This is a genomic window from Luteimonas sp. A501 (assembly GCF_054052085.1).
In genome coordinates this window covers 89,175-111,122 of sequence record NZ_JBSVRI010000001.1, presented here as the reverse complement: position 1 = coordinate 111,122, position 21,948 = coordinate 89,175, and the positions used below count along the sequence as shown (strand labels likewise).

20 protein-coding genes are annotated in these 21,948 nt (G+C 69.6%); 5 read left to right on the top strand and 15 right to left on the bottom strand.

All coding sequences use genetic code 11. From position 1 onward, the window contains the following. Nucleotides 1-25: 25 nt before the first annotated feature. From atpA to ACW7G5_RS00485, 7 genes are all read right to left on the bottom strand, one after another. Nucleotides 26-1,576 (bottom strand): F0F1 ATP synthase subunit alpha, encoded by a 1,551-nt coding sequence (gene atpA, locus ACW7G5_RS00515; RefSeq protein ID WP_457000889.1) that lies wholly within the window; start codon nt 1,574-1,576, stop codon nt 26-28. 94 nt (nt 1,577-1,670) lie between these two features. Beyond that, complete coding sequence (locus ACW7G5_RS00510; RefSeq protein WP_457000887.1) at nt 1,671-2,198, bottom strand: F0F1 ATP synthase subunit delta; 528 nt, start codon at nt 2,196-2,198, stop codon at nt 1,671-1,673. Nucleotides 2,199-2,203: 5 nt separating this feature from the next. Continuing rightward, nucleotides 2,204-2,674, bottom strand: coding sequence for a F0F1 ATP synthase subunit B (locus tag ACW7G5_RS00505; RefSeq protein ID WP_457000886.1), 471 nt, complete (start codon nt 2,672-2,674; stop codon nt 2,204-2,206). A gap of 101 nt (nt 2,675-2,775) precedes the next feature. Then, a complete protein-coding gene (gene atpE, locus ACW7G5_RS00500; protein ID WP_457000884.1) occupies nt 2,776-3,075 on the bottom strand; it encodes a F0F1 ATP synthase subunit C in 300 nt (99 codons plus the stop codon). A 112-nt stretch (nt 3,076-3,187) separates the two neighbouring features. Further along, on the bottom strand, nt 3,188-3,985 hold the full coding sequence (gene atpB / locus ACW7G5_RS00495) for a F0F1 ATP synthase subunit A (RefSeq protein ID WP_457000882.1): 798 nt from the start codon (nt 3,983-3,985) through the stop codon (nt 3,188-3,190). 1 nt (nt 3,986) lies between these two features. Continuing rightward, nucleotides 3,987-4,370: a hypothetical protein gene (locus tag ACW7G5_RS00490; protein WP_457000881.1), complete on the bottom strand. Its 384-nt coding sequence runs from the start codon at nt 4,368-4,370 to the stop codon at nt 3,987-3,989. A gap of 340 nt (nt 4,371-4,710) precedes the next feature. Beyond that, entirely contained in the window at nt 4,711-6,261 is a 1,551-nt protein-coding gene (locus tag ACW7G5_RS00485) for a BCCT family transporter (protein ID WP_457000879.1), read from the bottom strand. Nucleotides 6,262-6,414: 153 nt separating this feature from the next. On the opposite strand from ACW7G5_RS00485, the gene ACW7G5_RS00480 reads away from it, so the two are divergent. Next, on the top strand, nt 6,415-7,338 hold the full coding sequence (locus ACW7G5_RS00480) for a hypothetical protein (RefSeq protein ID WP_457000877.1): 924 nt from the start codon (nt 6,415-6,417) through the stop codon (nt 7,336-7,338). Between the two features lie 55 nt (nt 7,339-7,393). Here ACW7G5_RS00480 and ACW7G5_RS00475 read toward each other — a convergent pair whose 3' ends face one another. The 3 genes from ACW7G5_RS00475 to ACW7G5_RS00465 form a co-directional block, all read right to left on the bottom strand. Then, entirely contained in the window at nt 7,394-9,316 is a 1,923-nt protein-coding gene (locus ACW7G5_RS00475; protein WP_457000875.1) for an N-acetylmuramoyl-L-alanine amidase, read from the bottom strand. Nucleotides 9,317-9,517: 201 nt separating this feature from the next. Beyond that, nucleotides 9,518-11,389 carry a dihydrolipoyl dehydrogenase gene (lpdA, locus tag ACW7G5_RS00470; protein ID WP_457000874.1) on the bottom strand — a complete coding sequence of 624 codons (1,872 nt, stop codon included), beginning with the start codon at nt 11,387-11,389 and terminating at the stop codon, nt 9,518-9,520. A 10-nt stretch (nt 11,390-11,399) separates the two neighbouring features. Then, the gene (locus ACW7G5_RS00465) at nt 11,400-12,842 is read right to left on the bottom strand and encodes a dihydrolipoyllysine-residue acetyltransferase (protein WP_457000873.1); all 1,443 of its coding nucleotides are present in this window, start codon (nt 12,840-12,842) and stop codon (nt 11,400-11,402) included. Between the two features lie 246 nt (nt 12,843-13,088). Here ACW7G5_RS00465 and ACW7G5_RS00460 point away from each other — a divergent pair, with 246 nt between their 5' ends. Continuing rightward, nucleotides 13,089-13,709, top strand: a complete 621-nt coding sequence (locus tag ACW7G5_RS00460; protein ID WP_457000871.1) for an OmpW/AlkL family protein — start codon at nt 13,089-13,091, stop codon at nt 13,707-13,709. 82 nt (nt 13,710-13,791) lie between these two features. Here the strand turns inward: ACW7G5_RS00460 and ACW7G5_RS00455 are convergent, their stop codons facing one another. Next, nucleotides 13,792-14,646 (bottom strand): DMT family transporter, encoded by an 855-nt coding sequence (locus ACW7G5_RS00455; RefSeq protein ID WP_457002788.1) that lies wholly within the window; start codon nt 14,644-14,646, stop codon nt 13,792-13,794. 174 nt (nt 14,647-14,820) lie between these two features. Between ACW7G5_RS00455 and ACW7G5_RS00450 the strand changes: the two genes are divergently transcribed. Then, on the top strand, nt 14,821-15,303 hold the full coding sequence (locus ACW7G5_RS00450; RefSeq protein WP_457000869.1) for a YajQ family cyclic di-GMP-binding protein: 483 nt from the start codon (nt 14,821-14,823) through the stop codon (nt 15,301-15,303). Further along, nucleotides 15,303-15,827: a DUF1415 domain-containing protein gene (locus ACW7G5_RS00445; protein ID WP_457000868.1), complete on the top strand. Its 525-nt coding sequence runs from the start codon at nt 15,303-15,305 to the stop codon at nt 15,825-15,827. Before ACW7G5_RS00450 ends, ACW7G5_RS00445 begins: the two co-directional genes overlap by 1 nt. A 483-nt stretch (nt 15,828-16,310) precedes the next feature. Here the strand turns inward: ACW7G5_RS00445 and ACW7G5_RS00440 are convergent, their stop codons facing one another. Together ACW7G5_RS00440 and ACW7G5_RS00435 are read right to left on the bottom strand one after the other, a co-directional pair. Then, nucleotides 16,311-17,012 (bottom strand): pseudouridine synthase, encoded by a 702-nt coding sequence (locus tag ACW7G5_RS00440; RefSeq protein ID WP_457000867.1) that lies wholly within the window; start codon nt 17,010-17,012, stop codon nt 16,311-16,313. Further along, nucleotides 17,009-18,172: a class I SAM-dependent methyltransferase gene (locus ACW7G5_RS00435; protein ID WP_457000865.1), complete on the bottom strand. Its 1,164-nt coding sequence runs from the start codon at nt 18,170-18,172 to the stop codon at nt 17,009-17,011. Before ACW7G5_RS00435 ends, ACW7G5_RS00440 begins: the two co-directional genes overlap by 4 nt. A 141-nt stretch (nt 18,173-18,313) precedes the next feature. Between ACW7G5_RS00435 and ACW7G5_RS00430 the strand changes: the two genes are divergently transcribed. Then, the gene (locus ACW7G5_RS00430; protein ID WP_457000863.1) at nt 18,314-18,574 is read left to right on the top strand and encodes a hypothetical protein; all 261 of its coding nucleotides are present in this window, start codon (nt 18,314-18,316) and stop codon (nt 18,572-18,574) included. A 48-nt stretch (nt 18,575-18,622) separates the two neighbouring features. On the opposite strand, the gene ACW7G5_RS00425 is transcribed toward ACW7G5_RS00430, so the two are convergent. Further along, complete coding sequence (locus ACW7G5_RS00425) at nt 18,623-21,151, bottom strand: ABC transporter permease (protein WP_457000861.1); 2,529 nt, start codon at nt 21,149-21,151, stop codon at nt 18,623-18,625. Then, the gene (locus ACW7G5_RS00420) at nt 21,148-21,870 is read right to left on the bottom strand and encodes an ABC transporter ATP-binding protein (RefSeq protein ID WP_457000859.1); all 723 of its coding nucleotides are present in this window, start codon (nt 21,868-21,870) and stop codon (nt 21,148-21,150) included. The genes ACW7G5_RS00425 and ACW7G5_RS00420 overlap by 4 nt, the downstream gene beginning before the upstream one ends. Nucleotides 21,871-21,948: the final 78 nt, after the last annotated feature.

Sequence of the window (21,948 nt, the reverse complement as noted above, 5' to 3'; positions counted from 1 at the left end):
CGCTACGGGGTTCTGGGTGCTGGGGTTACCAGGAACCGGTCGCCTTGAAGTCTTCGATGCCCTTCTTGAACGCCGCTTCGATCTCGTCGTTCCAGGCGCCGCTGCCGTTGACCTTGGAAACCAGCTCGCCGGCGGTGTTGTCGAAGTGCGCATGCAGGCCTTCTTCGAACGCGCCGATCTTGTTGACCGCCACGTCGTCGAGGAAGCCCTCGTTGACCGCGAAGATCGACAGCGCCTGGTGGGCGATCGACATCGGCTGGTACTGCTTCTGCTTCATCAGCTCGGTGACGCGCTGGCCGCGCTCGAGCTGCTTGCGGGTGGCATCGTCGAGGTCGGAGGCGAACTGCGCGAACGCCGCCAGCTCGCGGTACTGCGCCAGCGCGATGCGGATGCCGCCCGACAGCTTCTTGATGATCTTGGTCTGCGCCGAACCACCCACGCGCGACACCGAGATGCCGGCGTTCACGGCCGGGCGGATGCCGGCGTTGAACAGGTCGGTCTCGAGGAAGATCTGGCCGTCGGTGATCGAGATCACGTTGGTCGGAACGAACGCGGACACGTCGCCGGCCTGGGTCTCGATGATCGGCAGCGCCGTCAGCGAGCCGGTCTGGCCCTTCACTTCACCCTTGGTGAACTGCTCCACGTAGTCCTCGGACACGCGCGCGGCGCGCTCCAGCAGGCGGGAGTGCAGGTAGAACACGTCGCCCGGATAGGCTTCGCGGCCCGGCGGGCGGCGCAGCAGCAGCGAGATCTGGCGGTAGGCCACGGCCTGCTTGGACAGGTCGTCGTACACGATCAGCGCGTCTTCGCCGCGGTCCATGAAGTACTCGCCCATGGTGCAGCCGGAGTAGGCGCTGATGTACTGCATCGCCGCCGATTCCGACGCAGTGGCGGCGACGACGACGGTGTGCGCCAGGGCGCCGTTTTCTTCCAGCTTGCGCACGATGTTCGCGACCGTCGAGGCCTTCTGGCCGATGGCGACGTACACGCACTTGATGCCGGTGCTCTTCTGGTTGATCACCGCGTCGATGGCCATCGCGGTCTTGCCGGTCTGGCGGTCGCCGATGATCAGCTCGCGCTGGCCGCGGCCGATCGGGATCATGGCGTCGACCGACTTGTAGCCGGTCTGCACCGGCTGGTCGACCGACTTGCGCCAGATCACGCCCGGGGCCACGCGCTCCACCGGTGCGGACAGCTTGGCGCCGATCGGACCCTTGCCGTCGATCGGCTCGCCGAGCGCGTTGACCACGCGGCCCAGCATCTCCGGGCCCACCGGCACTTCGAGGATGCGGCCGGTGGTCTTGGCCACGTCGCCCTCGCGCAGGTGTTCGTAGTCACCGAGCACCACGGCACCGACCGAGTCGCGCTCGAGGTTCAGCGCGAGCGCGAAGGTGTCGTTGGGCAGCTCGATCATTTCGCCCTGCATCACGTCGGCCAGGCCGTAGATGCGCACGATGCCGTCGGACACGGAAGTGACCGTGCCCTCGTTGCGCGCTTCGGCGGCCAGCTTGACCGTCTCGATGCGGCTCTTGATCAGTTCGCTGATTTCAGAGGGGTTGAGCTGGGTGCTTGCCATTTCCGGTTCCTCGGTGCGCGCCAGCGGGTGGTGCGCGGTAAGTGGATCTTGTGGTGGCGTCGCGCCGGCCATCGCCGGACCGCAACGGCCCTGTTTACTGGTTCAGTGCCGTCTGCAGGCGGCCGAGCTTGCCGCGCAGCGAACCATCGATGACGACGTCCCCGGCGCTGATCACCGCACCGCCGATGAGCGCGGGGTCGATCGCGGTTTCAACTTCGACCACAGTGCCGAAACGGCGCTCGAGGGCGGCGCGGATGCCGGCCATCTCGGCTTCCGAGAGTTCCGCCGCCGAGGTCACCGTTGCGCGCACGATGCGTTCGGCTTCGGCGCGCAGGTCCTCGTACAGGCCCGCGATCTCCGGCAGCTGGGCCAGGCGGCCGTTGCTGGCCAGGAGCGCGAGGAAGCTGCGCTGTTGCGCTGACGCGGCTTCGGGTGCCAGCAGCGTGACCGCGTCGGCGTTGGCCAGCGACGGGTGACCCAGCAGCGGCGCGACCTGCGGATCGGCCGCGACGCGGGCGGAGAACGCCAGCGCCTGCGACCAGCCCGCGAAATCGCCTCCGTCGCGCGCGATCCCGAAGGCGGCACGGGCGTAGGGTCGGGCGAGCGTGATCTCCTGGCTCATCGGACTCAGATCTCCGCGGCGAGTTCGTCGAGCAGCGCCTTGTGGGCGTTGGCGTCGATCTCACGCTTCAGCAGCTTCTCGGCACCGGCGACGGCGAGCGTCGACACCTGGCGGCGCAGATCCTCGCGGGCACGATTGGCCGAAGCCTCGATTTCAGCGTCGAACAGCGCCTTCTGCCGGATCGACTCGGTCTGCGCTTCCACGCGCGCGGCCTCGACGATCTGGTTGGCGCGCTGGTGCGCCTGGTCGATGATCTCGTTGGCCTTGGTGCGCGCGACCTTGAGCTCCTCGCCCGCCTTGTCCTGGGCCTGCGCAAGCGCGCGCTGGCTGTTGTCGGCGGCGGCGAGGCCCTCGGCGATCTTCTGCTGGCGCTCTTCGATGGCCTTGAGCAGCGGCGGCCAGACGAAGGTGGCGATCAGCCAGATCAGCGCAGCGAACGAAAGCGCTTGGGCGATCAGGGTGAGATTGATGTTCATGGCAGTGCCTGTCGTGTTGGTCGGGGCATGCGGGGGCGCATGCCGGCCTTACTGCGGGGCGCGGGCGGCAGGTGCCGCCCGTGCCGGGCGCGGCGAGGCGATCAGCCGGCCAGGCGCGCCAGGGCGTCGGTCCACGGACCGATGAACGGGCTGGCGAACGCGAACAGCAGGCCGACGGCGACCGAGATGATGAACGCGGCGTCGATCAGGCCGGCGGTGATGAACATGCGGACCTGCAGCACCGGGATCAGCTCGGGCTGGCGCGCGGCCGACTCGAGGAACTTGCCGGACATGATGGCGAGGCCGAGACCGGCGCCGAGCGCGGCGAGGCCGACCATGATGCCGATACCGAGGGCGGTGAAGGCCTGGACCTGGGCAAGCGTGGTGAGGATGGTTTCCATGGTTATCTCCGGGCGTGGTGCTTTGAGGGTTGGACGAAAGGGTTGGGGTGGAGCTGGAGTTGGAGCTGAAAAACTTGAACTTGAACTGGAACCGGGTACTGGAGCCGGGACGTCAGTGGCTGTCTTCCGACAGGCTCAGGTAGACGATCGACAGCATCATGAAGATGAAGGCCTGCAGCGGGACCACCAGGATGTGGAAGATCATCCAGCCCAGGCCGAACACCGCGCCGCCGAGCATGCCGATGATGCTGGCACCGCCAAGCACCCAGATCAGCAGGAACACGATCTCGCCGCCGAACATGTTGCCGAACAGTCGCATCGCCAGCGAAACCGGCTTCGAGATCCACTCGACGATGTTGAGGATGAGGTTGAACGGCATCATCCACTTGCCGAAGGGCGCGGTCAGGAATTCCTTGGTGAAGCCGCCGATGCCCTTCGAACGCAGGGCGAAGAACAGCATCAGGAAGAACACGCTGATGGACATGCCAAGGGTGGCGTTGACGTCCGCCGTCGGCACCGGCTTCCAGTACTCCACGCCCACCCACGCAAGCGGGACGGCGAAGAAGTCCGCCGGGATGAACTTCAGCATGTTCATCAGCAGGATCCAGAAGAACAGGGTGATCGCGATCGGCGTCACCAGCTTGCTGGTCCCGTGGTACGTGTCCCGCGCCTGGCGGTCGACGAACTCGAGCATGATCTCGACGAAGGCCTGCCACTTTCCGGGCACGCCCGCGGTGGCGCGGCGGGTGGCGATCCAGAACAGGAAAGTGATCAGCAGGCCCATCGCCACCGAGCTGACCAAGGTATCGACGTGCAGGGTCATGAACGACCCCTCGCCGACCGACGCGGTCAGGTTCTGCAGGTGGTGCTGGATGTAGCTGGTGGGGGTAAGGTCCGCCGCAGCCGCCATTTCAAGGATTCCCGTTTCGATGTCCGCTGGCCATGGCCAGCACCTGTGCCACCAGGGCGACGATCACGCCCCCGATCACTGCGAGGGGCGGCAGCCGCACCACGCCGATCGCGACCACCAGCACCGCGATCACCACTACCCACTTCGCCAGCAGCCCCAGCACCATGCGCGCAAGCGCGCCGGTGGCCGGTGCGATCCCTCCACCGAGCGCCAGCACGCCGTACAGCGCGCCGCCCGCGGTGACGGCCGCGCCTCCTGCCACCGCGCCCAGCGACCACTCGGATCCCTTTGCGAGCAGCGCAAGCGCCAGCGCGGCGACCGCGACCACCTGCCAGGTGATCGTGCGCCGCACCAGCCGCGAACCTGCGGCAAGGGGATTCAACATGGCGTCCTTGGGTATGGTGCGGGAGCCGGTCAAACAAACCGGCCCCATCTAGCCCCGGAATTATAGCAGTCGAACCGGGGTCGAGGCCAATGGGAGAAGTGGGGCGACTGAACAGGGGGGGCTTCCGGGGCCGCCGGGTCCGTGCCCTGCGCGCTGGCAGGCCGCAAGCGGCCTTGAATGCCTGCGGAAAGGGCACGGACCCGGCGCTGGTGAGGCCGATGTGTTCTGGGAAACCTTTTCGCGATCCCGCTGTCTGATCCTGTGCGCGACCTGCGTGAGCTCCCCTCGTCGATCCACGCAGGCCCTGCAGAAGCCCCGGACTCCCCGGGGCTTCGACTTTTCAGGCGTCGCTTTCGTGCTCGCGCGCACGGTCACGGGCGATCCAGTCCTCGATCGCGCGGCGGGCGCGGCGCTCCTCGGCCTTCTCCCGCAGGGCCTCGATGCCCAGCACGCGCTGCAGGCCCACCATCACGCCGATCATCAGCAGCGCGAACGGCAGCGCGGCCACGGTGATCAGGGTCTGCAGGGCCTCCAGTCCACCGGCCATGAGCATGGCGGCGGCGATCAGGGCGATGGCGATGCCCCAGGCGAACTTGCGCGCGAGCGTGGGGTCACCGGCGGTCTCGCTCGACATCGACCCAAGCACCAGCACCGCGGAATCGGCCGAGGTCACGAAGAAGATCACCAGCAGCAGGATGGTCAGGCCCGACAGCAGCTGCGAGAACGGCAGGCTGGCGTACATGCTGAACAGCACGGTCTCGTAGCCCTGCCCCAGCGCTCCCGCCATGTCCGCGCCGCCGAACATCTCCCCCCACAGCGCGGCGCCGCCGAACGTGGCGAACCAGGCGAAGCCGAGCAGGCTCGGCACCGCAACCACGCCGAGCACGAACTCGCGCACGCTGCGGCCGTAGGAGACGCGGGCGATGAAGGAGCCCACGAAGGGCGACCACGAGATCCACCAGGCCCAGTAGAAAATCGTCCAGTCGGCCACCCAGGTACTTTCTGAGAACGGCGCCATGCGCAGGCTCATCTCGATGAGGTGGTCGAAGTAGCTGCCCAGCGAGGTGGTGAAGATCTCGAAGATGAAACCCGTGGGACCGAGCACGGCCACCGCCAGCAGCAGCATGCCGGCAAGGATCAGGTTGAAGCTCGACAGCCATTTGATGCCGCGGTCCACGCCACTCGCGCTGGAGGCCATGTACAGCACGAAGCACACGCCGATCACCGCCAGCTGCATGCCCAGGCCGGTGGGCAAGCCGAACACACGCGCCATGCCGGCGCTGATCTGCATGGTGCCGAAGCCCAGCGTGGTGGCCACGCCGATGGCCGTGGCCACCACCGCGACGATGTTGACCAGCTTGCCGATCCAACCCAGGTGGCGGTCGCCGATCAGCGGCTGCAGCAGGTCGCTGATCAGGCCGCGGCCGCCGCGGTTGTACTGGAACCATGCGATCGCCAGGCCCATCAGCGCGTAGATCGCCCAGGGGTGCAGTCCCCAGTGGAAGAAGGTGTAGCGCATCGCAGCGCGCGCCGCCTGCGGGCTGCCCGACGGCAGGCCTTCCGGCGGGTTGACCAGGTGCGAGACCGGCTCAGCGGCACCCCAGAACACCAGGCCGATGCCCATGCCCGCGGCGAACAGCATCGACAGCCAGGCGAGGCTGGAAAACCCGGGCTCCGCGTCACGTCCGCCGATGCGAAGTCGCGCAAAGGGCCCGAACGCCAGGTATGCCAGGAACACGAGGGTGAGGAACACGATCAACAGGTACAGCCAGCCGGCATGGGTGATCACCGCGGCCAGTGCCGCCGAGGTCAGCGCCCCGAACGGACCGGGCGCGAACCCGGCGATCACGGCCAGGGCCACGACCAGCAGCAGCGAAATGCGGAACACCATGGGCGGCTCCCCGTTGAACGACCGGATGTGGTCGACAGCATAGGCCGCTGCCACGTGACGTGACATGACGCCCGGAAAACCGCCGCAACGTTCACGCATCGGCCACCGGGTGGCGTTCGACACTGCATGCCCCCCAACAGCGAAGGCCCCCACATGACCTGCGCGCATCAACGCTCATCCATCAATCCGCTGCGCCACGCCGCCCTGGCCGTGGCACTGGCAGCCGTCGCCTCACCTGCATTCGCCCAGGACGGAAACGACCGCGACGACCGATTCACGCTGCGCCTGAGCGCCTTCAACCCGGGCGCCGACCTGCGCGTGGGTGTGGATGGCGAAGCCAGCGACGGCACCGACACCGCGGCCTTCTCGGATGCCGCCACGCTCGACACCGGCGACGACTGGCGCCCCCGCGGCGCGCTCAACGTACGCATCACCGACCGGCAGTCGATCGGCGCCAGCTACTACGACTACGAGAACGACGATGCCTGGAGCTTCGGCGGCGGCGTCATCAACCCCACGCCCGGCGACTCGCTCACCCTGCCAGCCGTGGACGCCTCGGGCCGGATCAGGTTCGCGATGGCCTCGCTGCACTACGAATACGCGATCGTGGCCACGCCAGCCCTTGAATGGGGCCTGGGCCTGGGCGCCACCCACGTCAACCTCGAGGCCGTGGCCGACGCCAGCTGGACCGCGACCGACGAGCTCGACGCCGGCTCGGCGCACCTGCGCGACGAAGCCAAAGGCTGGAGCCCCGCCCTCCACACGCGGCTGACCTGGCGCCCGGCGGATCGCTGGCGCGTGGACTTCGAAGGCCAGTACCTGGATGCCGGCTGGGGCGATTTCGTCGACGAGGACGGCCACTTCGAACGTGCCGGCCTGGTCGTCGAATACCTGGTCACCGAACGCTTCGGCGTCCACGTCGGCTACGACTGGTTCCGCCTGAAGCTCCGCGACCGGTTCGCCGGCACCATCGTGCCGCCGGCCGAAGCCGGCCTGGCCGACATCGACTACGCCGGCACCGGCAGCGCCGAGCTCAAGGTGCATGGCCCGATGGCGGGCGTGACTTTCCGCTTCTGATCCTGCGCGCGAAGCCGCCGCGGGGCCCGGGCATCCCGGACCCCGCGGCGCCTGCTCAGTTCCTGACCTGCACGTCGTCGATGTAGACGTTGATGTCGTAGCTGGTGTTGGCGTGGTACAGCCAGATCGCATCCAGCTTCACGCTGCTCGCGGTGATCGCGCCGTTGCCGCCGACCCAGGCGTTCCACTGCGCGGCGTCGGTGAGGCTCCAGGAGACATAGGTCCAGGCGTTGGCGGGGAGGCTGCGGCTGACCGAGCGCTCGGTGCCGTCGCTGTCGTCGATGCCCATCGCCACGCTCATGCCGCTGCCGCCTGCGTACACCCAGAAGCCGACACTGCCGTTGGCGCGCGTCAGCGCCGTGTTGCTGCCCGGGTTGCCTGCGCCCGACAGCAGGCGCACGGCCCAGCTTGCCGAGGTGTTGCGGTTGTCCTTGAGCAGCACGCGCAGCGAGCAGCTGCCGTTCCTGCTCGTGGCACAGGTGCGGGTGGCGGTGGATGCCGTCGAGATGCCGGTCGTGCTGCCCGAATACGCCGGGCCGGTGTTGAAATGCCCGACGCTGCCCTCGAACGAGTCGAGGATGCGGGTGCTGCCGCCGGAGCCCGGATTCAGCCGCGTGTAGTAGCTGGCCCAGTTCCAGTTGATACCCGGATCGGTATGGGTCTGGCCGCTGAAGTGCTGGTGGCCCTTGATCTTGACCGAGGTCGGCAGGACCTTGATGCCGCTGCTGGGCGCGCCCTTGTAGGCGCTGGCGCAGCTGATGGCGCTGTACTTCGAGCAGAAGTTGCGCACCAGCGCCGCCGAGGCGTTGTACATCGCGGTGGTGTACCAGCTGCTGTTGTTGACGTAGCCCTCGTGCTCGATGCCCAGGGTGTAGCTGTTCTGGTTGCGCACGTGCCAGGCGGTGTGTGCGTTGCGCACCATCTGCGTGACCTGGCCGTCCGAGCTGCGGATGACGTAGTGCGCGCTGACGTTGGACGTGGAGTTCTTGAACCAGCTGATGGTGCCGGCGTAGCTGCCCTGCGCGGTGTGCAGGGTGACCGCGCTGACCGCGGCGCTGCGCGAGGAGTTGTAGTTGCTGGAATGCGCCGGGTTCCATATCGCCGGGCCGTAGTCGGTGCTCTGCGCGCGCAGGTTGCCGTCGCCGTCCTTCTTTGACGCCGTGCGCACCAGCTGCTCGCTCACCGGATCGATGGCGAAGCCGTCGACTTCGATGCGGTCACCCTCCACGTCCAGGCGCACGAACGGTGCCTGCAGCTTCACCAGCGTCGGCACGTCGAAGGCGCGCTCCCAGGCCACCGCGGTCTGCGGCACGACCATGCCCTTCTCGTCCACGCCGCGGTCCTGCGCCAGCAGCACGTCGAAGGCGAAGCTGGCGCGCGCGTAGTCGTCGATCGCGCCTTCACCGGGCGCGGCGGAATAGCCGGCATAGCGCGCAAGCTCCGGCGCCAACGACTCGAGGTCGCGCACGTCCTTGCCGCGCAGCTGGCGGCCGAGCAGCGTCGCGGCGGCCATGATGTTGGTGGCCGGGTCGTTCTTCACCCGCTCCATGGGGACGCCGAGCAGAGCGGCAGCCTCGCCGACCTGGTCGGCGAAACCGTCACCGGCGTAAAGACCCATCACGCCGTGTGCGGCAGGCATGTGGTGATGGTCGCCCATGTCACCGGCATCCTCGGCGCGGACGTTGTGCCAGCGGCTCTGCACGTATGCGATGGATTCGAGCGTGCCGCGGGGGATCTGCGGATACGCCGCGTAGGCGCGCGCGAAGTGCGAAGGATAGGCCGCGCGCTCGATGCGCAGCCGCGTCTCTTCCTCGCGCAGGCGCTGGTCCATGGCGCGCTCCTGGCGCTCGAGGTCCAATGCGTCGGGCTGCAGCCGGTCCCTGGTCTCCGATGCCGAGGCATTCGCCGCCACGCCCACCATGCCGATGCAGGCGACGGCCACGGCCACGCCCAACAACTTCCTGTTTGCAGATTTCATCTCACCCCTCCTGGTTGCGCTTGCGCGCGGGATCCAGGCATCCCCAAGCGCCCGGAACGGGCGTCGATGGCCCGTCAGGCGAGTTGGCGGCCGAAGGGGAGGCAGCGACAGATGGGGCCGGCCCTAGATCGGCCGGAAAGGCGGACCCCGTCCGCGGCAAGCGCGGACGGGGTCACGCTTTTAACAGGGCAGCGCGTGGCCTCAGCCGCGCTTCTTCGGCATGTAGAGGTCGGTGATGGTGCCCTCGAAGGCCTCGGCCGCCATCGCCACCGACTCCGAGAGCGTCGGATGCGGGTGGATGGTGTGGCCGATGTCGGCGGCTTCGGCGCCCATCTCGATCGCAAGCGCGACCTCGGCGATCAGCTCACCGGCGTGCACGCCGACGATGGCGCCGCCGATGACGCGCTTCGTCTCTTCGTCGAACAGCAGCTTGGTGAAGCCCTCGCCGCGGCCGATGCCGACCGCGCGCGCGCTCGCCGCCCACGGGAACTTGGCCACGCCGGGCTTGATGCCCTTCGCCTTCGCCTCGGTTTCGGTGACGCCCACCCAGGCGATCTCGGGATCGGTATAGGCGACCGACGGGATCACCCGCGAGATCCACTCGCGCTTCTCGCCGGCGGCCACTTCGGCCGCGAGCTTGCCCTCGTGCGTCGCCTTGTGGGCCAGCATCGGCTGGCCGACCAGGTCGCCGATGGCGAAGACGTGGCGCACGTTGGTGCGCATCTGCGCGTCGACCTCGATGAAGCCGCGCTCGCCGACTGTGATCCCGGCCTTTTCGGCGCCGATGCGGCCACCGTTCGGGACGCGACCCACCGCCACCAGCACGCGGTCGTAGAGCTTGCCGTCGGGGATGCTGTCGCCTTCGAAGCTGCAGCTGATGCCGTTTTTACGGGCCTTGGCGTCCACCACCTTCGTCTTCAGGTGGATCGCCACGCCCTGCTTCTTCAGCCGATCGGCAAGCGGCTTGACCAGGTCCTTGTCGGCGCCCGGCATCAGCTGGTCGGCCAACTCGACCACGGTGATCTCGCTGCCCAGCGCGCGGTACACCGTCGCCATCTCCAGACCGATGATGCCGCCGCCCACGACCAGCAGCTTCTTCGGCACCCCGGCGAGTTCAAGCGCGTCGGTGGAGTCCATCACCCGCGGGTCGTCCCAGGGGAAGCCCGGCAGCTCCAGCGCCTGCGAACCGGCGGCGATGATGCATTGCTCGAAGCGCAGCAGCTGGACCTTGCCATCGCTGCCGGTGATCTCGATCTCGTTGGTCGAGGCGAAGCTGCCGCTGCCGGTGACCACGCGCACCTTGCGCTGCTTCGCCATCCCGGCCAGGCCCTTGTTGAACTGGCCGACCACGCCCTCCTTGTGGCCGCGCAGGGCGTCGATATCGATCTTCGGCTTGCCGAAGCTGATGCCGTAATCGGCGGCGTGCGCGGCCTCGTCGATCACTCCGGCGGCGTGCAGCAGCGCCTTGGACGGAATGCAGCCGACGTTGAGGCAGACGCCGCCGAGCTGCCCGTAGCGCTCGACCAGGACGACGTCCATGCCGAGGTCGGCGGCGCGGAAGGCGGCGGTGTAGCCGCCGGGGCCGGCGCCGAGCACGACCAGGGCGCACTCGATGTCGGCCTTGCGGCCGCTGGGTGCCGCGGGTGCAGGCACCTCCGGTTCGGCAGGGGCGCGATGCGAGCGGGCCACCGGTGGCTTGCCGGGGCCGGCGTCATCGGCGGGAGCGGGGCTTTTTGCCGCTGCGCCGGGCTTGCCGACGGCGTCACCCTTGGCCTTGCCAGCCGCGTCGCCCGCGGCCTTGTCCCCTGCCTTGTCCGCAGCGTCCGCGGACGCCTCGGCTTCCAGCACCACCACCACGCTGCCCTCGGTCACGGTGTCGCCGACCTTGACCCTGAGCTCGCGCACCACGCCGGCGGCCGACGAGGGCACTTCCATCGTCGCCTTGTCCGACTCCAGCGTCGCCAGCCCCTGGTCGACGGCGACGGTGTCGCCGACTGCCACCAGCACTTCGATCACCGGTACGCCGTCCAGGCCGCCGATGTCGGGAACCTTCACTTCGATCGCGTTCGCCATGTCAGCGCCCTCAGAGCATCGCCCGGCGCATGTCGCCGAGCAGCTGTGCGAGATAGGCGGTGAAGCGCGCCGCCGCGGCACCGTCGATCACCCGGTGGTCGTAGGAAAGCGACAGCGGCAGCATCAGCCGCGGTTTGAACTTCTCGCCGTTCCAGACCGGCTGCATCGCCGACTTCGACACGCCCAGGATCGCGACCTCGGGGGCGTTGATGATCGGGGTGAACGAGGTGCCGCCGATGCCGCCCAGCGAGCTGATCGAGAAGCAGCCGCCGGACATGTCCGCCGGGCCGATCTTGCCCTCGCGCGCCTTCTTCGCCAGCACCGAGGTTTCCTGCGCGATCTCGTTGATGCCCTTGCGGTCGCAGTCGCGCACCACCGGGACCATCAGGCCCTTGGGCGTGTCGGCGGCGAAGCCGATGTTGAAATACTTCTTCAGGGTCAGCGTTTCGCCGCTGGCATCGAGCGAGGCGTTGAACTCCGGGAACTTCTGCAGCGCCACGACGCTGGCCTTCATGATGAAGGCGAGCATGGTCAGCTTGGTGCCTTCTCCCTTGGCGGCGGCACGCTCGTTCTCCTTGTTCAGCGCAACGCGCAGCGCCTCGAGATCGGTCACGTCGGCACTGTCGTGCTGGGTGACGTGCGGAATCATCGCCCAGTTGCGCGCGAGGTTGGCGCCGCTGATCTTCTGGATCCGGGTCAGTGGCTGCTCCTCGACTTCGCCGAACTTCGAGAAGTCGACCTTCGGCCATGGCAGCAGCGACAGGCCCGCGCCACCGGCGACCGCGCCGCCCGCCGGGGCGCCGCCCTGCAGCGCGCCCTTGACGAACTGCTGCACGTCCTCGCGCGTGATCCGCCCGTTGCGCGCGCTGCCCTTGACCTGCAGCAGGTCGACGCCGAGTTCGCGCGCGAACAGCCGCACCGCGGGGCTGGCATAGGGCACCTTGCCCGGCATCAGGGCCTCGGCGTCGAAGCGCCGCGGCGGCGCCGTGTCTTCGGCCGCCGCCACGCCGGCCTGGTGGTCGATCGAGGCCTGGGCGATGTTGTCGGCGGCCTCGGGAACGGCCAAGGGCTGGACCCTGGTCCCGGTTTCGGCGGCGGGCGTGGCCTTCGCGTCCGCTTCGGGCTGGGCACGCTCCGCAGCGCCAGCGTCGCCACCGGCCGCGGGCGCAGCGCTTGCGGAACCGGCATCCCCGGCTGCGTTGGCGTCGGCCTCGGATGGCTCGATCAGCGCCACCACGCCACCTTCGGACAGCGTGTCGCCAACCTTCACCTTGACCTCGCGCACGGTGCCCGCGAACGGCGCCGGCACCTCCATCGTGGCCTTGTCGGATTCGAGGGTGATGAGGCTCTGGTCCTTGTCGACCTTGTCGCCGACGGCGACCAGCACCTCGATCACCGGAACGTCGTCGAAACCTCCGATGTCCGGTACGCGTGCTTCCTGGGGGCTGGCCATCGGGGTCTCCACGGGGCGATCGGTCGGGTCGCTATTGTGGCCCCGCCCGCTGCATGCGCCAAGCGCGCCGCCCCGCGCCCGCGCTCATCCGCGATTCACCGGCGTGGACGCGGGGTGCAGCGGATGAACCGCGCGTGTGGAAGTTCCCGCTCATCTTCCGCCGCGACAAGCGCGATTCATGCGCGCATCGATAGGGTGGCGCCGTCCCATCCCGGGACCATATGTTCGTAACGAGGAGACTCCCCCATGTCCCCCATGAAGTTCCTGATTCCGGCCGCACTGGCCATCGCCGCCACCCCCGTCGCTTTCGCCCAGGACGCCGGCGACACCGCCGACAAGCGCGTCTCCGTCGTCGCCGGCTATTCGATGGTGGAACCGACCCGCAACCCCGAGATCGCCGGTACCCGCACCGAATTCGAGGGTGAGGGCACGCCCACGCTTGGCGTGACGTACCACATCACCGACAACTGGGGCGTTGAAGCCTGGGCCGCGGACAGCTATGGCCAGCGCGTGAATGCCGGCGGCGGCAAGGTCGGCAGCGTGGATGCGCAGCCGTACTCGCTGAGCGGCCAGTACCGCTTCGGCACCCCGGACAGCACCATTCGCCCGTTCGTCGGCCTCGGCTACCACGAGACCAATTACGACAACGAGAGCGCCACGCCCACCGGCGACCGCGTCGGCATAGAGACCGCCAAGGGTGCGGTGGCGACGGTCGGCATGGACGTCAACATCACCCCGACCTGGTTCGCGCGCGCCGATGCGCGCTACTTCCAGGCCGATTCCGACGTGAAGATCAACGGCGTGGACGCCGGCGAGGCCAAGCTTGACCCGGTGGTCCTCGGCGTCGGCGTTGGCGCGCGCTTCTGATCGCTGGCCCCCGCAACCGATGGAGGCGGGCCCTGCGGGGCCCGTTTCCGTTTCCGGTGCCGGCCGCTCGCGGCAATCCGGATCAGCTTCCGTCGTTTGCCACCGGCTGCGCCTTGACCACCCGCTCCCGCCGCATCATGTACAGCCCGCTGACGACGATGATCGCCGCGCCCAGCCAGGTCATGCCGTCGGGCAGGGCCTGCCACAGCAGCAGGTCCAGCAGCACCACCCACAGCAGCGCGGTGTATTCCAGCGGTGCGATCAGCGAGGCCTGGCCAAGGCGGAACGCGTGGGTCAGCGCGACCTGCCCGAGGGTGCCGGACACGGCGATGCCGGCCAGCAGCCAGGCATCGGCGATGCGCAAGGGCACCCACTGCGGCCAGGCCAGCAGCCCGGCGCCGATCGCGACCATCGCCAGGAACCAGAACACCAGTGACTGCGCACTGTCGCGCTGCGCCAGCATGCGCACGATCACGACCGATGCCGCGTAGCAGACCGTGGCAAACAGCACCAGCAGGCCCGCGTGCGTGAGCACGCCCTCCCCGCCCGGCCGCAGCACCACCAGCACACCGACGATGCCGACCACGATCGCCGTCCAGCGCCGCGGCCCGACGTGTTCGCGCAGCAGCGGCACCGCCAGCGCGGTGACCAGCAGCGGCCCGACGAAGGTGATCGCGTACGCGGTCGACATCGGCAGGTCGCGCAGGCCGGCAACGAAACACGACAGGAACGCCACGCCCAGCACGCCTCGCAACAGGTGCAGCGGCCAGTGGATGCGCAACAGCGGCCGCAGGCCGGTGGTCGCGGCCGCCCAGGCCAGCACCAGCGGCAAGCCCACCAGTCCGCGCAGCGCCGCCACCTGCATCGGCGGATAGTGACCCGCCAACTGCTTCATGCAGGCGTCCATCACGCACAGCACGGCGACCGCGACCAGCATCGCGGCGATGGCGCGGCGGTGGTCGCGCGCGGCCACGGCGTCGGCGGCGGAATCGTGCACGGGTGGCGCTCCGGGAACGCCGCTGCGGGCGCGAGCCGCACATGATGCACGAGGCCCGCGCCGATCGCGTTGCGGTACCCTGAGGCCCCTTCATCCCAAGGTGGTTACCGCGCCATGCCGTCCTTCGACATCATCTCCGAAGTCGACACCCACGAGCTGACCAACGCCGTCGACCAGGCCAACCGCGAGCTGACGACGCGCTTCGACTTCAAGGGCATCGACGCCTCCTTCGAACGCGAGGACGCGGTGATCTCCCAGCGCGCGCCAAGCGAGTTCCAGCTGCAGCAGATGACCGACATCCTGCGTGCCCGCCTCGCGGCGCGGAAGATCGACACCCGCTGCCTGGAGTTCGGCGACGTCGAGACCAACCTCGCCGGCGCGCGCCAGAAGGTCACCGTCAAGCAGGGCATCGAGCGCGACCTGGCAAAGAAGATCGGCGCCGAGATCAAGGCCGCCAAGCTCAAGGTCGAGACCCAGATCAACGGCGACAAGCTGCGCGTGACCGGCAAGAAGCGCGACGACCTGCAGGCCGCGATGGCGCTGCTGCGGAGCAAGGAATTCGAGCTTCCCCTGCAGTTCGACAACTTCCGCGACTGATGGATCCGCTCGAAGACACCCGGCGCTGGCTTGAACGCGCCGTCATCGGCCTCAACCTCTGCCCCTTCGCCAAGGCCGTGGTCAACAAGGACCAGGTGCGGATGGTGCTGAGCGAGGCTCGCGACGAGGTGGCACTGCTCGGCGAACTCGGCGAGGAGCTGGCGCGCCTGCGCGACACGCCGGCGGCCGATGTCGACACGACGCTGATCGTGCATCCGCACGTGCTGGCTGACTTCCTCGACTACAACGACTTCCTCGAGACCGCCGACGCGCTGGTCGCGGAACTCGGCCTCGAAGGCGAGCTGCAGGTCGCGAGCTTCCACCCGCAGTACCAGTTCGCCGGCAGTGAGCCGGACGACATTGCCAACCACACCAACCGCTCGCCCTGGCCGACCCTGCATCTTCTCCGCGAAGACAGCGTCTCGCGCGCGGTCGAGGCGTTTCCCGATCCCGACGAGATCGTGGAGCGCAATATCGAGACGCTGCAGAAGCTGGGGCATGCCGGCTGGCGTGACCTGTTCTAGGCGGTCGTCGGAGCTGCGGCAGGGCGAGAGGCGGGATCAGGATCAAGGCCGAGGAGCCAGGAGCTGGGGTCTGCGGGCTTCGGGAGGGAGCGTGCCTCTCCGAGGGGGACATGGACCGGCGAAGCAGCCGTCCATGGCTGATTCGCCTTCCGCGCACATCCATGTGCGCTGTCCATGTCCCCCTCGGAGAGTCCCGCTTTCGCGAGTCCGGGGTTTGCGGCTTCGGAGGGTTTCTAGAGCCCACCGGTACGCGGCATTTTCGCCGCAACAGCGCGACGACGGTGGTGCAGGAGCCGGATGGCGGGGGGAGTGCGGAGAGTGGGCCATGGATGGCCCACGCCCCCGCTTCCAGCCATGGATGGCTGGCGGCGGGGCGGAGCACTCCCCCCGCCAGCCGGCTCCTGCGGCGCGCGCCTGCACTCGTAAACCCGCGCAATCAAGCTGGTGGCAGTTCCGGCGATCTGTTCGCGGCTATAGCCGCTCCTACAAGAGCCAGAGTTGTTCGCGGGCGGGGGGGTCCAGGAGTCGCCATTCGCCTTCCGGGAGGTCCGCCAGCGACAGACCGCCCACCTGGCTCCGATGCAAGGCCGCCACATGGTTGCCCACCGCCGCGAACATCCGCCGCACCTGGTGGTAGCGGCCCTCGTGCAGGGTCAGTCGCGCGCGGGTGGGCGACAGGACCGCGAGTTCCGCCGGCAGCAGCGGCGTGTCGTCGGACTCGAGCATCAGCGTGCCGCTGGCGAATGCCGCCACTTCGTCGCCGCGCAGCGGCTGCGCCAGCGTCGCCTCGTACACCTTCGCGAGCTTCGACTTCGGCGAGATGATCCGGTGCAGCAGCTGGCCATCGTCGGTCATCAGCAGCAGGCCGCTGGTTTCGCGGTCCAGGCGCCCGACCGTCGACAACGTCGGCTGCCGCAGCGCGAAGCGCTCCGGCAGCAGGTCGTAGACCAGGCGACCGCGGTCCTTCTTCGAACAGGTGTAGCCGACCGGCTTGTGCAGCATCAGCAGCAGGCCCGGCGGCGGGTCCAGCGGCTCGCCGTCCACGCGCACGTCGGCCCGGTCGGGCTGGTCGTCCGCGTACAGCACCTCGCCCGCGGCATCGGTCACCCGGCCTTCGCGGAACATCAGCGCCACCTGCTTGCGGCTGCCATGGCCCAGGTTGGCCAGCGTCTTGACCAGCTTCATCGCCGCATCCGCGCCTCGCGCGCATCCCAGGTGCCACGCGGCTCACGTGGCTCACGCGCGGGCCGCGGCGGGCGCGCGCCCGTGGACTTCACCGCCTCCACCACCTTGAACCCGCCCTCCTGCGCTACCAGGCGCACGTCGCCGAAGCCGGCGCCCAGCGCCTCTTCATAGGGCAGGTGCCGGTTGGCGACCAGCCACAGCCTGCCACCGGGGCGCAGCGCCTGGGCGGCTGCAGCAATGAAAGCGCGGCCGACGTCGGGACGCTCGCGGCCGTCGGGTACGTGGAACGGCGGATTGCTGACCAGCACGTCGTAGCCCGTCGCAATGCCCGCGGTCACGTCCTGCCAGTGGAAACCCAGCGCCACGCGCGGCGCATGGCCGGCGAGGTTGTGCCGCGCCAGGGCCAGCGCGCGGGCGTCGGCTTCGAACGCGTCCAGGGCGGTGATGCCGGGGCAGCGCTCGAGCAATTCGGCCGACAGGTAGCCGTAGCCGGCGCCGAGGTCGGCGGCACGGCCAGCAAGGTCGGCTGGAAGGTTCCGGGCGAGTAGCGCAGACGCCGGGTCGACGCGATCCCAGGCGAAAACGCCCGGCCGGCTCAGGAAACGGCCACCTTCGATCAGTCGCGGCGCGTCGAGCACGCGCCACTGCGCCGCCAGCGCCGGTTCCGAACCGGCCTGCCCGGCGCGCGCCCAGAACACGCGGCACTTGTGCTTGCTGCGCGTGCTGACCGGACCGGCGATGCGTGCGAAATCGGCCTCGGCGGACTTCGCGCCGGCATCGTTGGCCACGCTTGCGACCACGTACGCGCCCGGCGCCGCGCGCGCCAGGGCCTCGGCGAATGCAGCACGCGCTTCGTCGCGCTGGCGCGGCGGAAGCAGCAACACCAACGGCCGTTCGCCCAAGTCGGCGCCGATATCCGCCGCGGCGGCGGCGTCGGAGGAGCTCTCCGCGAGTCCATCGGTCACCGTGAAACCGGCCCGCAGCAGGGCCTCGGCATCCGGCTTGAATACGCTCTCGCACGCTAGCCCCGGCCAGTCCTGCGGCTGCAGCGCAGCGCCAGCACGGGCACGCAGGAACAGCGCACCCGCCTCGCGGGCCAGCGTGCCGTCGGCGAAGGGAAGGAGCAGTGCGTCGAGGGCGGCATCGCCGTGGGTGGTCATTGAGGGTTGGGGACTCGATTCGAAGATGCACGGAATTGTAGTGCGCCGCCCGCCCGTGCACGGTCCGCAAACGCTTGCTTCATCCGGCGCGAATGCCGGGTTTGCCAGCATCGGCCCATCCCGGACCACAAGGAACCACGCATGCGCGCACTCTTCGTCGGCGGCCCCATCGACAACAGCGAGCTGGATATCGATGCCGAAACCCCGCCCACGCACTATCCCCCGGATACCGGCAGCGGGCAGCCGCGCTACCGCCTGCGCCAGATCGGCCGCAAGGACGGAACGATCGCCTACGCCGTGTATGGCGCGCCTGACAGCCCCGACGACGACGTGGCCGCGGTGGCCGAGGAGCGCAGCTATGCGCGGCGCTTCGAGGCCGAGGCCGAGGCCGTCACCGGCTGATCAGGGCCCGCCACGACGCGCCGGACCGGCGCGTGGCGGGCTGCAACATCAGCCCTGCAGTTCGCGCAGGGTCACCGCCGGTGGCGCGTCGAGCACGCGCCGCGTCGCCCAGAGCCCGGCCGCCAGCGCCGCGAGCATGCCGGCCAGGCCGCCGAGCACCGCCATCGCGATGTCCGGCTCCCAAGGCAGGTCGAACACCTGCGTGGCCACCACGCCGGCCAGCACCGAGGCCGCGACCGAGGCCACCAGGCCCGAGAGCAGGCCGATGGCCGCGAACTCCGAAGCCTGCGCCAGCCGCAGCTGGCGGCGGCTGGCGCCGAGCACGCGCATGACCCCGCCTTCCAGCAGGCGCTCGTCCTGGCTGGCGCTGATCGCCGCCAGCAGCACCAGCAGGCCGGCGGCGAGCGCGAACCAGAACACCACTTCAACCACGGTCGAGACCTGGTCGGCGGTATTTCGCACCTGCTCGAGCAGTGCGTCGATGTCGATCACCGAGACGTTCGGGTAGCGCTGCACCAGCGCGCGCGTGAAGGCGGTATCGCCCTGCGGCACGCTGACCGCGGTGATCCAGCTGGCCGGATAGGCGTCCAGCGCGCCTGGGGAGAACAGCACGAAGAAGTTCGGCCGGAAGCTCTCCCACTCGACCTCGCGCAGGCTGGTGATCCGGCCCTCGATGCGGCGGCCGGCGATGTCGAAGGCCACGCGATCGCCCAGCGCCCAGCCCAGCGACTCGGCGAAGCCGGTCTCGACCGACAGCTCCGTGCCCTTGCCACCACCCGGTCCCCAGAACGCGCCCGCGGTAACCCGGTTGTCGTCACGCAGCGCGGTGGCGGTGGACAGGTTGAATTCGCGGTCGGCGCGGCGCTGCGCCCGGCGGGAGTCCTCATCGCCACCCTCTCCAGCGCTGAAGTCGCTGCCGCTGACCGCCGCGCCGTTGTGCGTGGCCAGGCGCCCGCGGACCATCGGGTACAGCACCGGTTCGGCCAGGCCCTGCCCCGCGGCGATCGTGGCCACGCCATCCAGCTGGTCCTGCTGCACGTTGACGATGAAGCGATTGGGCGCTTCCTCGGCCAGCGCCAGCTGCCAGCGCCCGACCAGGTCCGTGCGCACGAAGGTCAGCAGCAGCAGGGCCATCAGGCCGAGGCCGAGCGCGGACACCTGGGCGATGCTGGTGCCGGCGCGGCGGCTGACGTTGGCCAGGCCATAGCGCGCGGCACCGCGCAGGCGCGTGCGCAGCCGGCGCACGGCCAGGATCATCAGCCAGGCCAACAGCGCCAGCACGCCCAGGGTGGCGGCGATGCCGGCCAGCATCGCGATCGCGAGCGTCGCCGACCCCGCCTGCCACCACAGCAGCGCGCCAATCCCGGCGACACCGGCGGCCAGCACGACCAGCGCCGCCGGCTCGGTGGGATCCAGGTCGCGGCGCAGCACGCTCAGCGCCGGCACCCGGCGCAGGGCCAGCACCGGCGGCACCGCGAACGCCAGCAGCACCACCATGCCCACGCCATAGCCGCCAAGCGCCGGCAGCACGCCCGCCGGCGGGATATCGATGCCGAGCATGCCGGCCAGCCAGCCGCCGATCAGCCACTGCAGCCCCCAGGCAATGGCCACGCCCGCGGTACAGGCCATCAGCCCGAGCAGCAGCAGCTCGCCGATGTGGATGCCGGCCAGCGTCGCCTGGCTGGCGCCGAGGCAGCGCATGACCGCCGCACCCTGCAGGTGGCGCGCGCTGTGACGGCGCGCGGCCATGGCCACCGCCACCGCGGCCAGGACCACCGACACCAGCGCGGCCAGCCCGAGGAAGCGCCCTGCACGATCAAGCGCCGAGCGCACTTCGGGGCGCGCGTCGGCGGCCGTTTCCAGCCGCTGTCCGCGCGCGAGGTTGGCGCGCGCAACGGCGGTGAAGCGCTCAACCGCGCCCGCGTCGCCCGCAACCACCAGCCGGTAGCGGATCCGGCTGCCCTCCTGCACCAGGCCGGTGGCGGCAAGGTCATCGGGATGGATGAAGACCTTCGGCGCAACGTTGAAATAGTCGAGCGCGGCATCGGGCTCCTGCAGCACCAGGGCCTCCAGCCGCAGTTCCAGGGTGCCGATGCCGACGCGGTCGCCGATGTTGGCGCCCAGGGTCTCGGCGCCGCCGCGGCTCATCCACAGCGTGCCCGGTGCAGGCACGCCACCGGCCACGCGCTCGACGCCGTCGGCAGCGGCGATGCGGTATTCGCCGCGCAGCGGAAAGCCCTCGCCGATCGCGCGCAGCTCGCCGAGCTTCAGCTGCGCTTCCGCGCCCCGGCCGACACGCACCATGGTGTCGAGTTCGACCGTATCCGCGTGCAGCAAACCCGCGGCCCGCGACGCTTCGCGTGCCGGCCCTTCGATCGGCGCGTCTCCGCGCAGCACGGCGTCGCCACCGAGCAGGCGGTTGGCCTCGATGGCCAGCGCGCGCGCGGCGCGATCGGTGACGAAGCCGACCGCGGTCACCGCCACCACCGCGAGCACCAGCGCCGCGAGCAGGATGCGTACGTCGCCCGAGGCCAGGTCGCGCCGCAGCTGGCGCCAGGCAAGCCGCGCGACCTTCATGCCGCCGGGCCGCTGTCGGCCACCAGGCGCCCGCCTTCGATGCGCAGCGTGCGCCCGCAGCGAGCGGCGAGGTGTTCGTCGTGCGTCACCAGCACAAGCGTGGTGCCGGCATCCTGGTTGAGCGCGAACAGCAGTTCGATGATGGCCTGGCCGGTGGTGGTGTCGAGGTTGCCGGTGGGTTCGTCGGCGAACAGCAGCGAGGGCCCGGTGACGAAGGCGCGCGCCACCGCCACGCGCTGCTGCTCACCACCCGACAGCTGCCGGGGGTAGTGAGCGAGGCGTTCACCCAGGCCGACGCGACCCAGGATAGTGCGTGCCGGCGATTGCGCATCGGCGTCACCGCGCAGCTCCAGCGGCAGCATCACGTTCTCGAGCGCCGTCAGCGAAGGCAGCAGCTGGAAGTTCTGGAACACGAAGCCGACCTTGTCGCCGCGCACCTTTGCGCGGCCATCCTCGTCGAGCGTGGACAGCGCCGCGCCATCGACCGTCACCGTGCCCGAGCTTGGCGCATCCAGGCCCGCAAGCAGCGACAGCAGCGTGCTCTTGCCCGAGCCCGAAGGCCCGACCACCGCCACGCTTTCACCCTGCGCGATGCTGAAGCCGACGCCGTCCAGGATGACCAGTTCGCCACCGGGCAGCTGCACGCGCTTGCCCAGGGACTGCGCGACGAGGGCGGGCGCGGGAGTGCGGGCAGTATCGGTCGATGCCTGTTCGGCCATGGAAGCTTCCTGGTGCGGGGGACGCCAAGGATATCGGCCCTGCGCGCGCGGCAGGCTTGCCGTCGCCTGCGGGGCGTC

Coding starts and splice junctions, on each gene's coding strand:
- atpA (WP_457000889.1), bottom strand. CDS start 1,576: ATGGCAAGCACCCAGCTCAACCCCTCTGAAATCAGCGAACTGATCAAG.
- ACW7G5_RS00510 (WP_457000887.1), bottom strand. CDS start 2,198: ATGAGCCAGGAGATCACGCTCGCCCGACCCTACGCCCGTGCCGCCTTC.
- ACW7G5_RS00505 (WP_457000886.1), bottom strand. CDS start 2,674: ATGAACATCAATCTCACCCTGATCGCCCAAGCGCTTTCGTTCGCTGCG.
- atpE (WP_457000884.1), bottom strand. CDS start 3,075: ATGGAAACCATCCTCACCACGCTTGCCCAGGTCCAGGCCTTCACCGCC.
- atpB (WP_457000882.1), bottom strand. CDS start 3,985: ATGGCGGCTGCGGCGGACCTTACCCCCACCAGCTACATCCAGCACCAC.
- ACW7G5_RS00490 (WP_457000881.1), bottom strand. CDS start 4,370: ATGTTGAATCCCCTTGCCGCAGGTTCGCGGCTGGTGCGGCGCACGATC.
- ACW7G5_RS00485 (WP_457000879.1), bottom strand. CDS start 6,261: ATGGTGTTCCGCATTTCGCTGCTGCTGGTCGTGGCCCTGGCCGTGATC.
- ACW7G5_RS00480 (WP_457000877.1), top strand. CDS start 6,415: ATGACCTGCGCGCATCAACGCTCATCCATCAATCCGCTGCGCCACGCC.
- ACW7G5_RS00475 (WP_457000875.1), bottom strand. CDS start 9,316: ATGAAATCTGCAAACAGGAAGTTGTTGGGCGTGGCCGTGGCCGTCGCC.
- lpdA (WP_457000874.1), bottom strand. CDS start 11,389: ATGGCGAACGCGATCGAAGTGAAGGTTCCCGACATCGGCGGCCTGGAC.
- ACW7G5_RS00465 (WP_457000873.1), bottom strand. CDS start 12,842: ATGGCCAGCCCCCAGGAAGCACGCGTACCGGACATCGGAGGTTTCGAC.
- ACW7G5_RS00460 (WP_457000871.1), top strand. CDS start 13,089: ATGTCCCCCATGAAGTTCCTGATTCCGGCCGCACTGGCCATCGCCGCC.
- ACW7G5_RS00455 (WP_457002788.1), bottom strand. CDS start 14,646: ATGCTGGTCGCGGTCGCCGTGCTGTGCGTGATGGACGCCTGCATGAAG.
- ACW7G5_RS00450 (WP_457000869.1), top strand. CDS start 14,821: ATGCCGTCCTTCGACATCATCTCCGAAGTCGACACCCACGAGCTGACC.
- ACW7G5_RS00445 (WP_457000868.1), top strand. CDS start 15,303: ATGGATCCGCTCGAAGACACCCGGCGCTGGCTTGAACGCGCCGTCATC.
- ACW7G5_RS00440 (WP_457000867.1), bottom strand. CDS start 17,012: ATGAAGCTGGTCAAGACGCTGGCCAACCTGGGCCATGGCAGCCGCAAG.
- ACW7G5_RS00435 (WP_457000865.1), bottom strand. CDS start 18,172: ATGACCACCCACGGCGATGCCGCCCTCGACGCACTGCTCCTTCCCTTC.
- ACW7G5_RS00430 (WP_457000863.1), top strand. CDS start 18,314: ATGCGCGCACTCTTCGTCGGCGGCCCCATCGACAACAGCGAGCTGGAT.
- ACW7G5_RS00425 (WP_457000861.1), bottom strand. CDS start 21,151: ATGAAGGTCGCGCGGCTTGCCTGGCGCCAGCTGCGGCGCGACCTGGCC.
- ACW7G5_RS00420 (WP_457000859.1), bottom strand. CDS start 21,870: ATGGCCGAACAGGCATCGACCGATACTGCCCGCACTCCCGCGCCCGCC.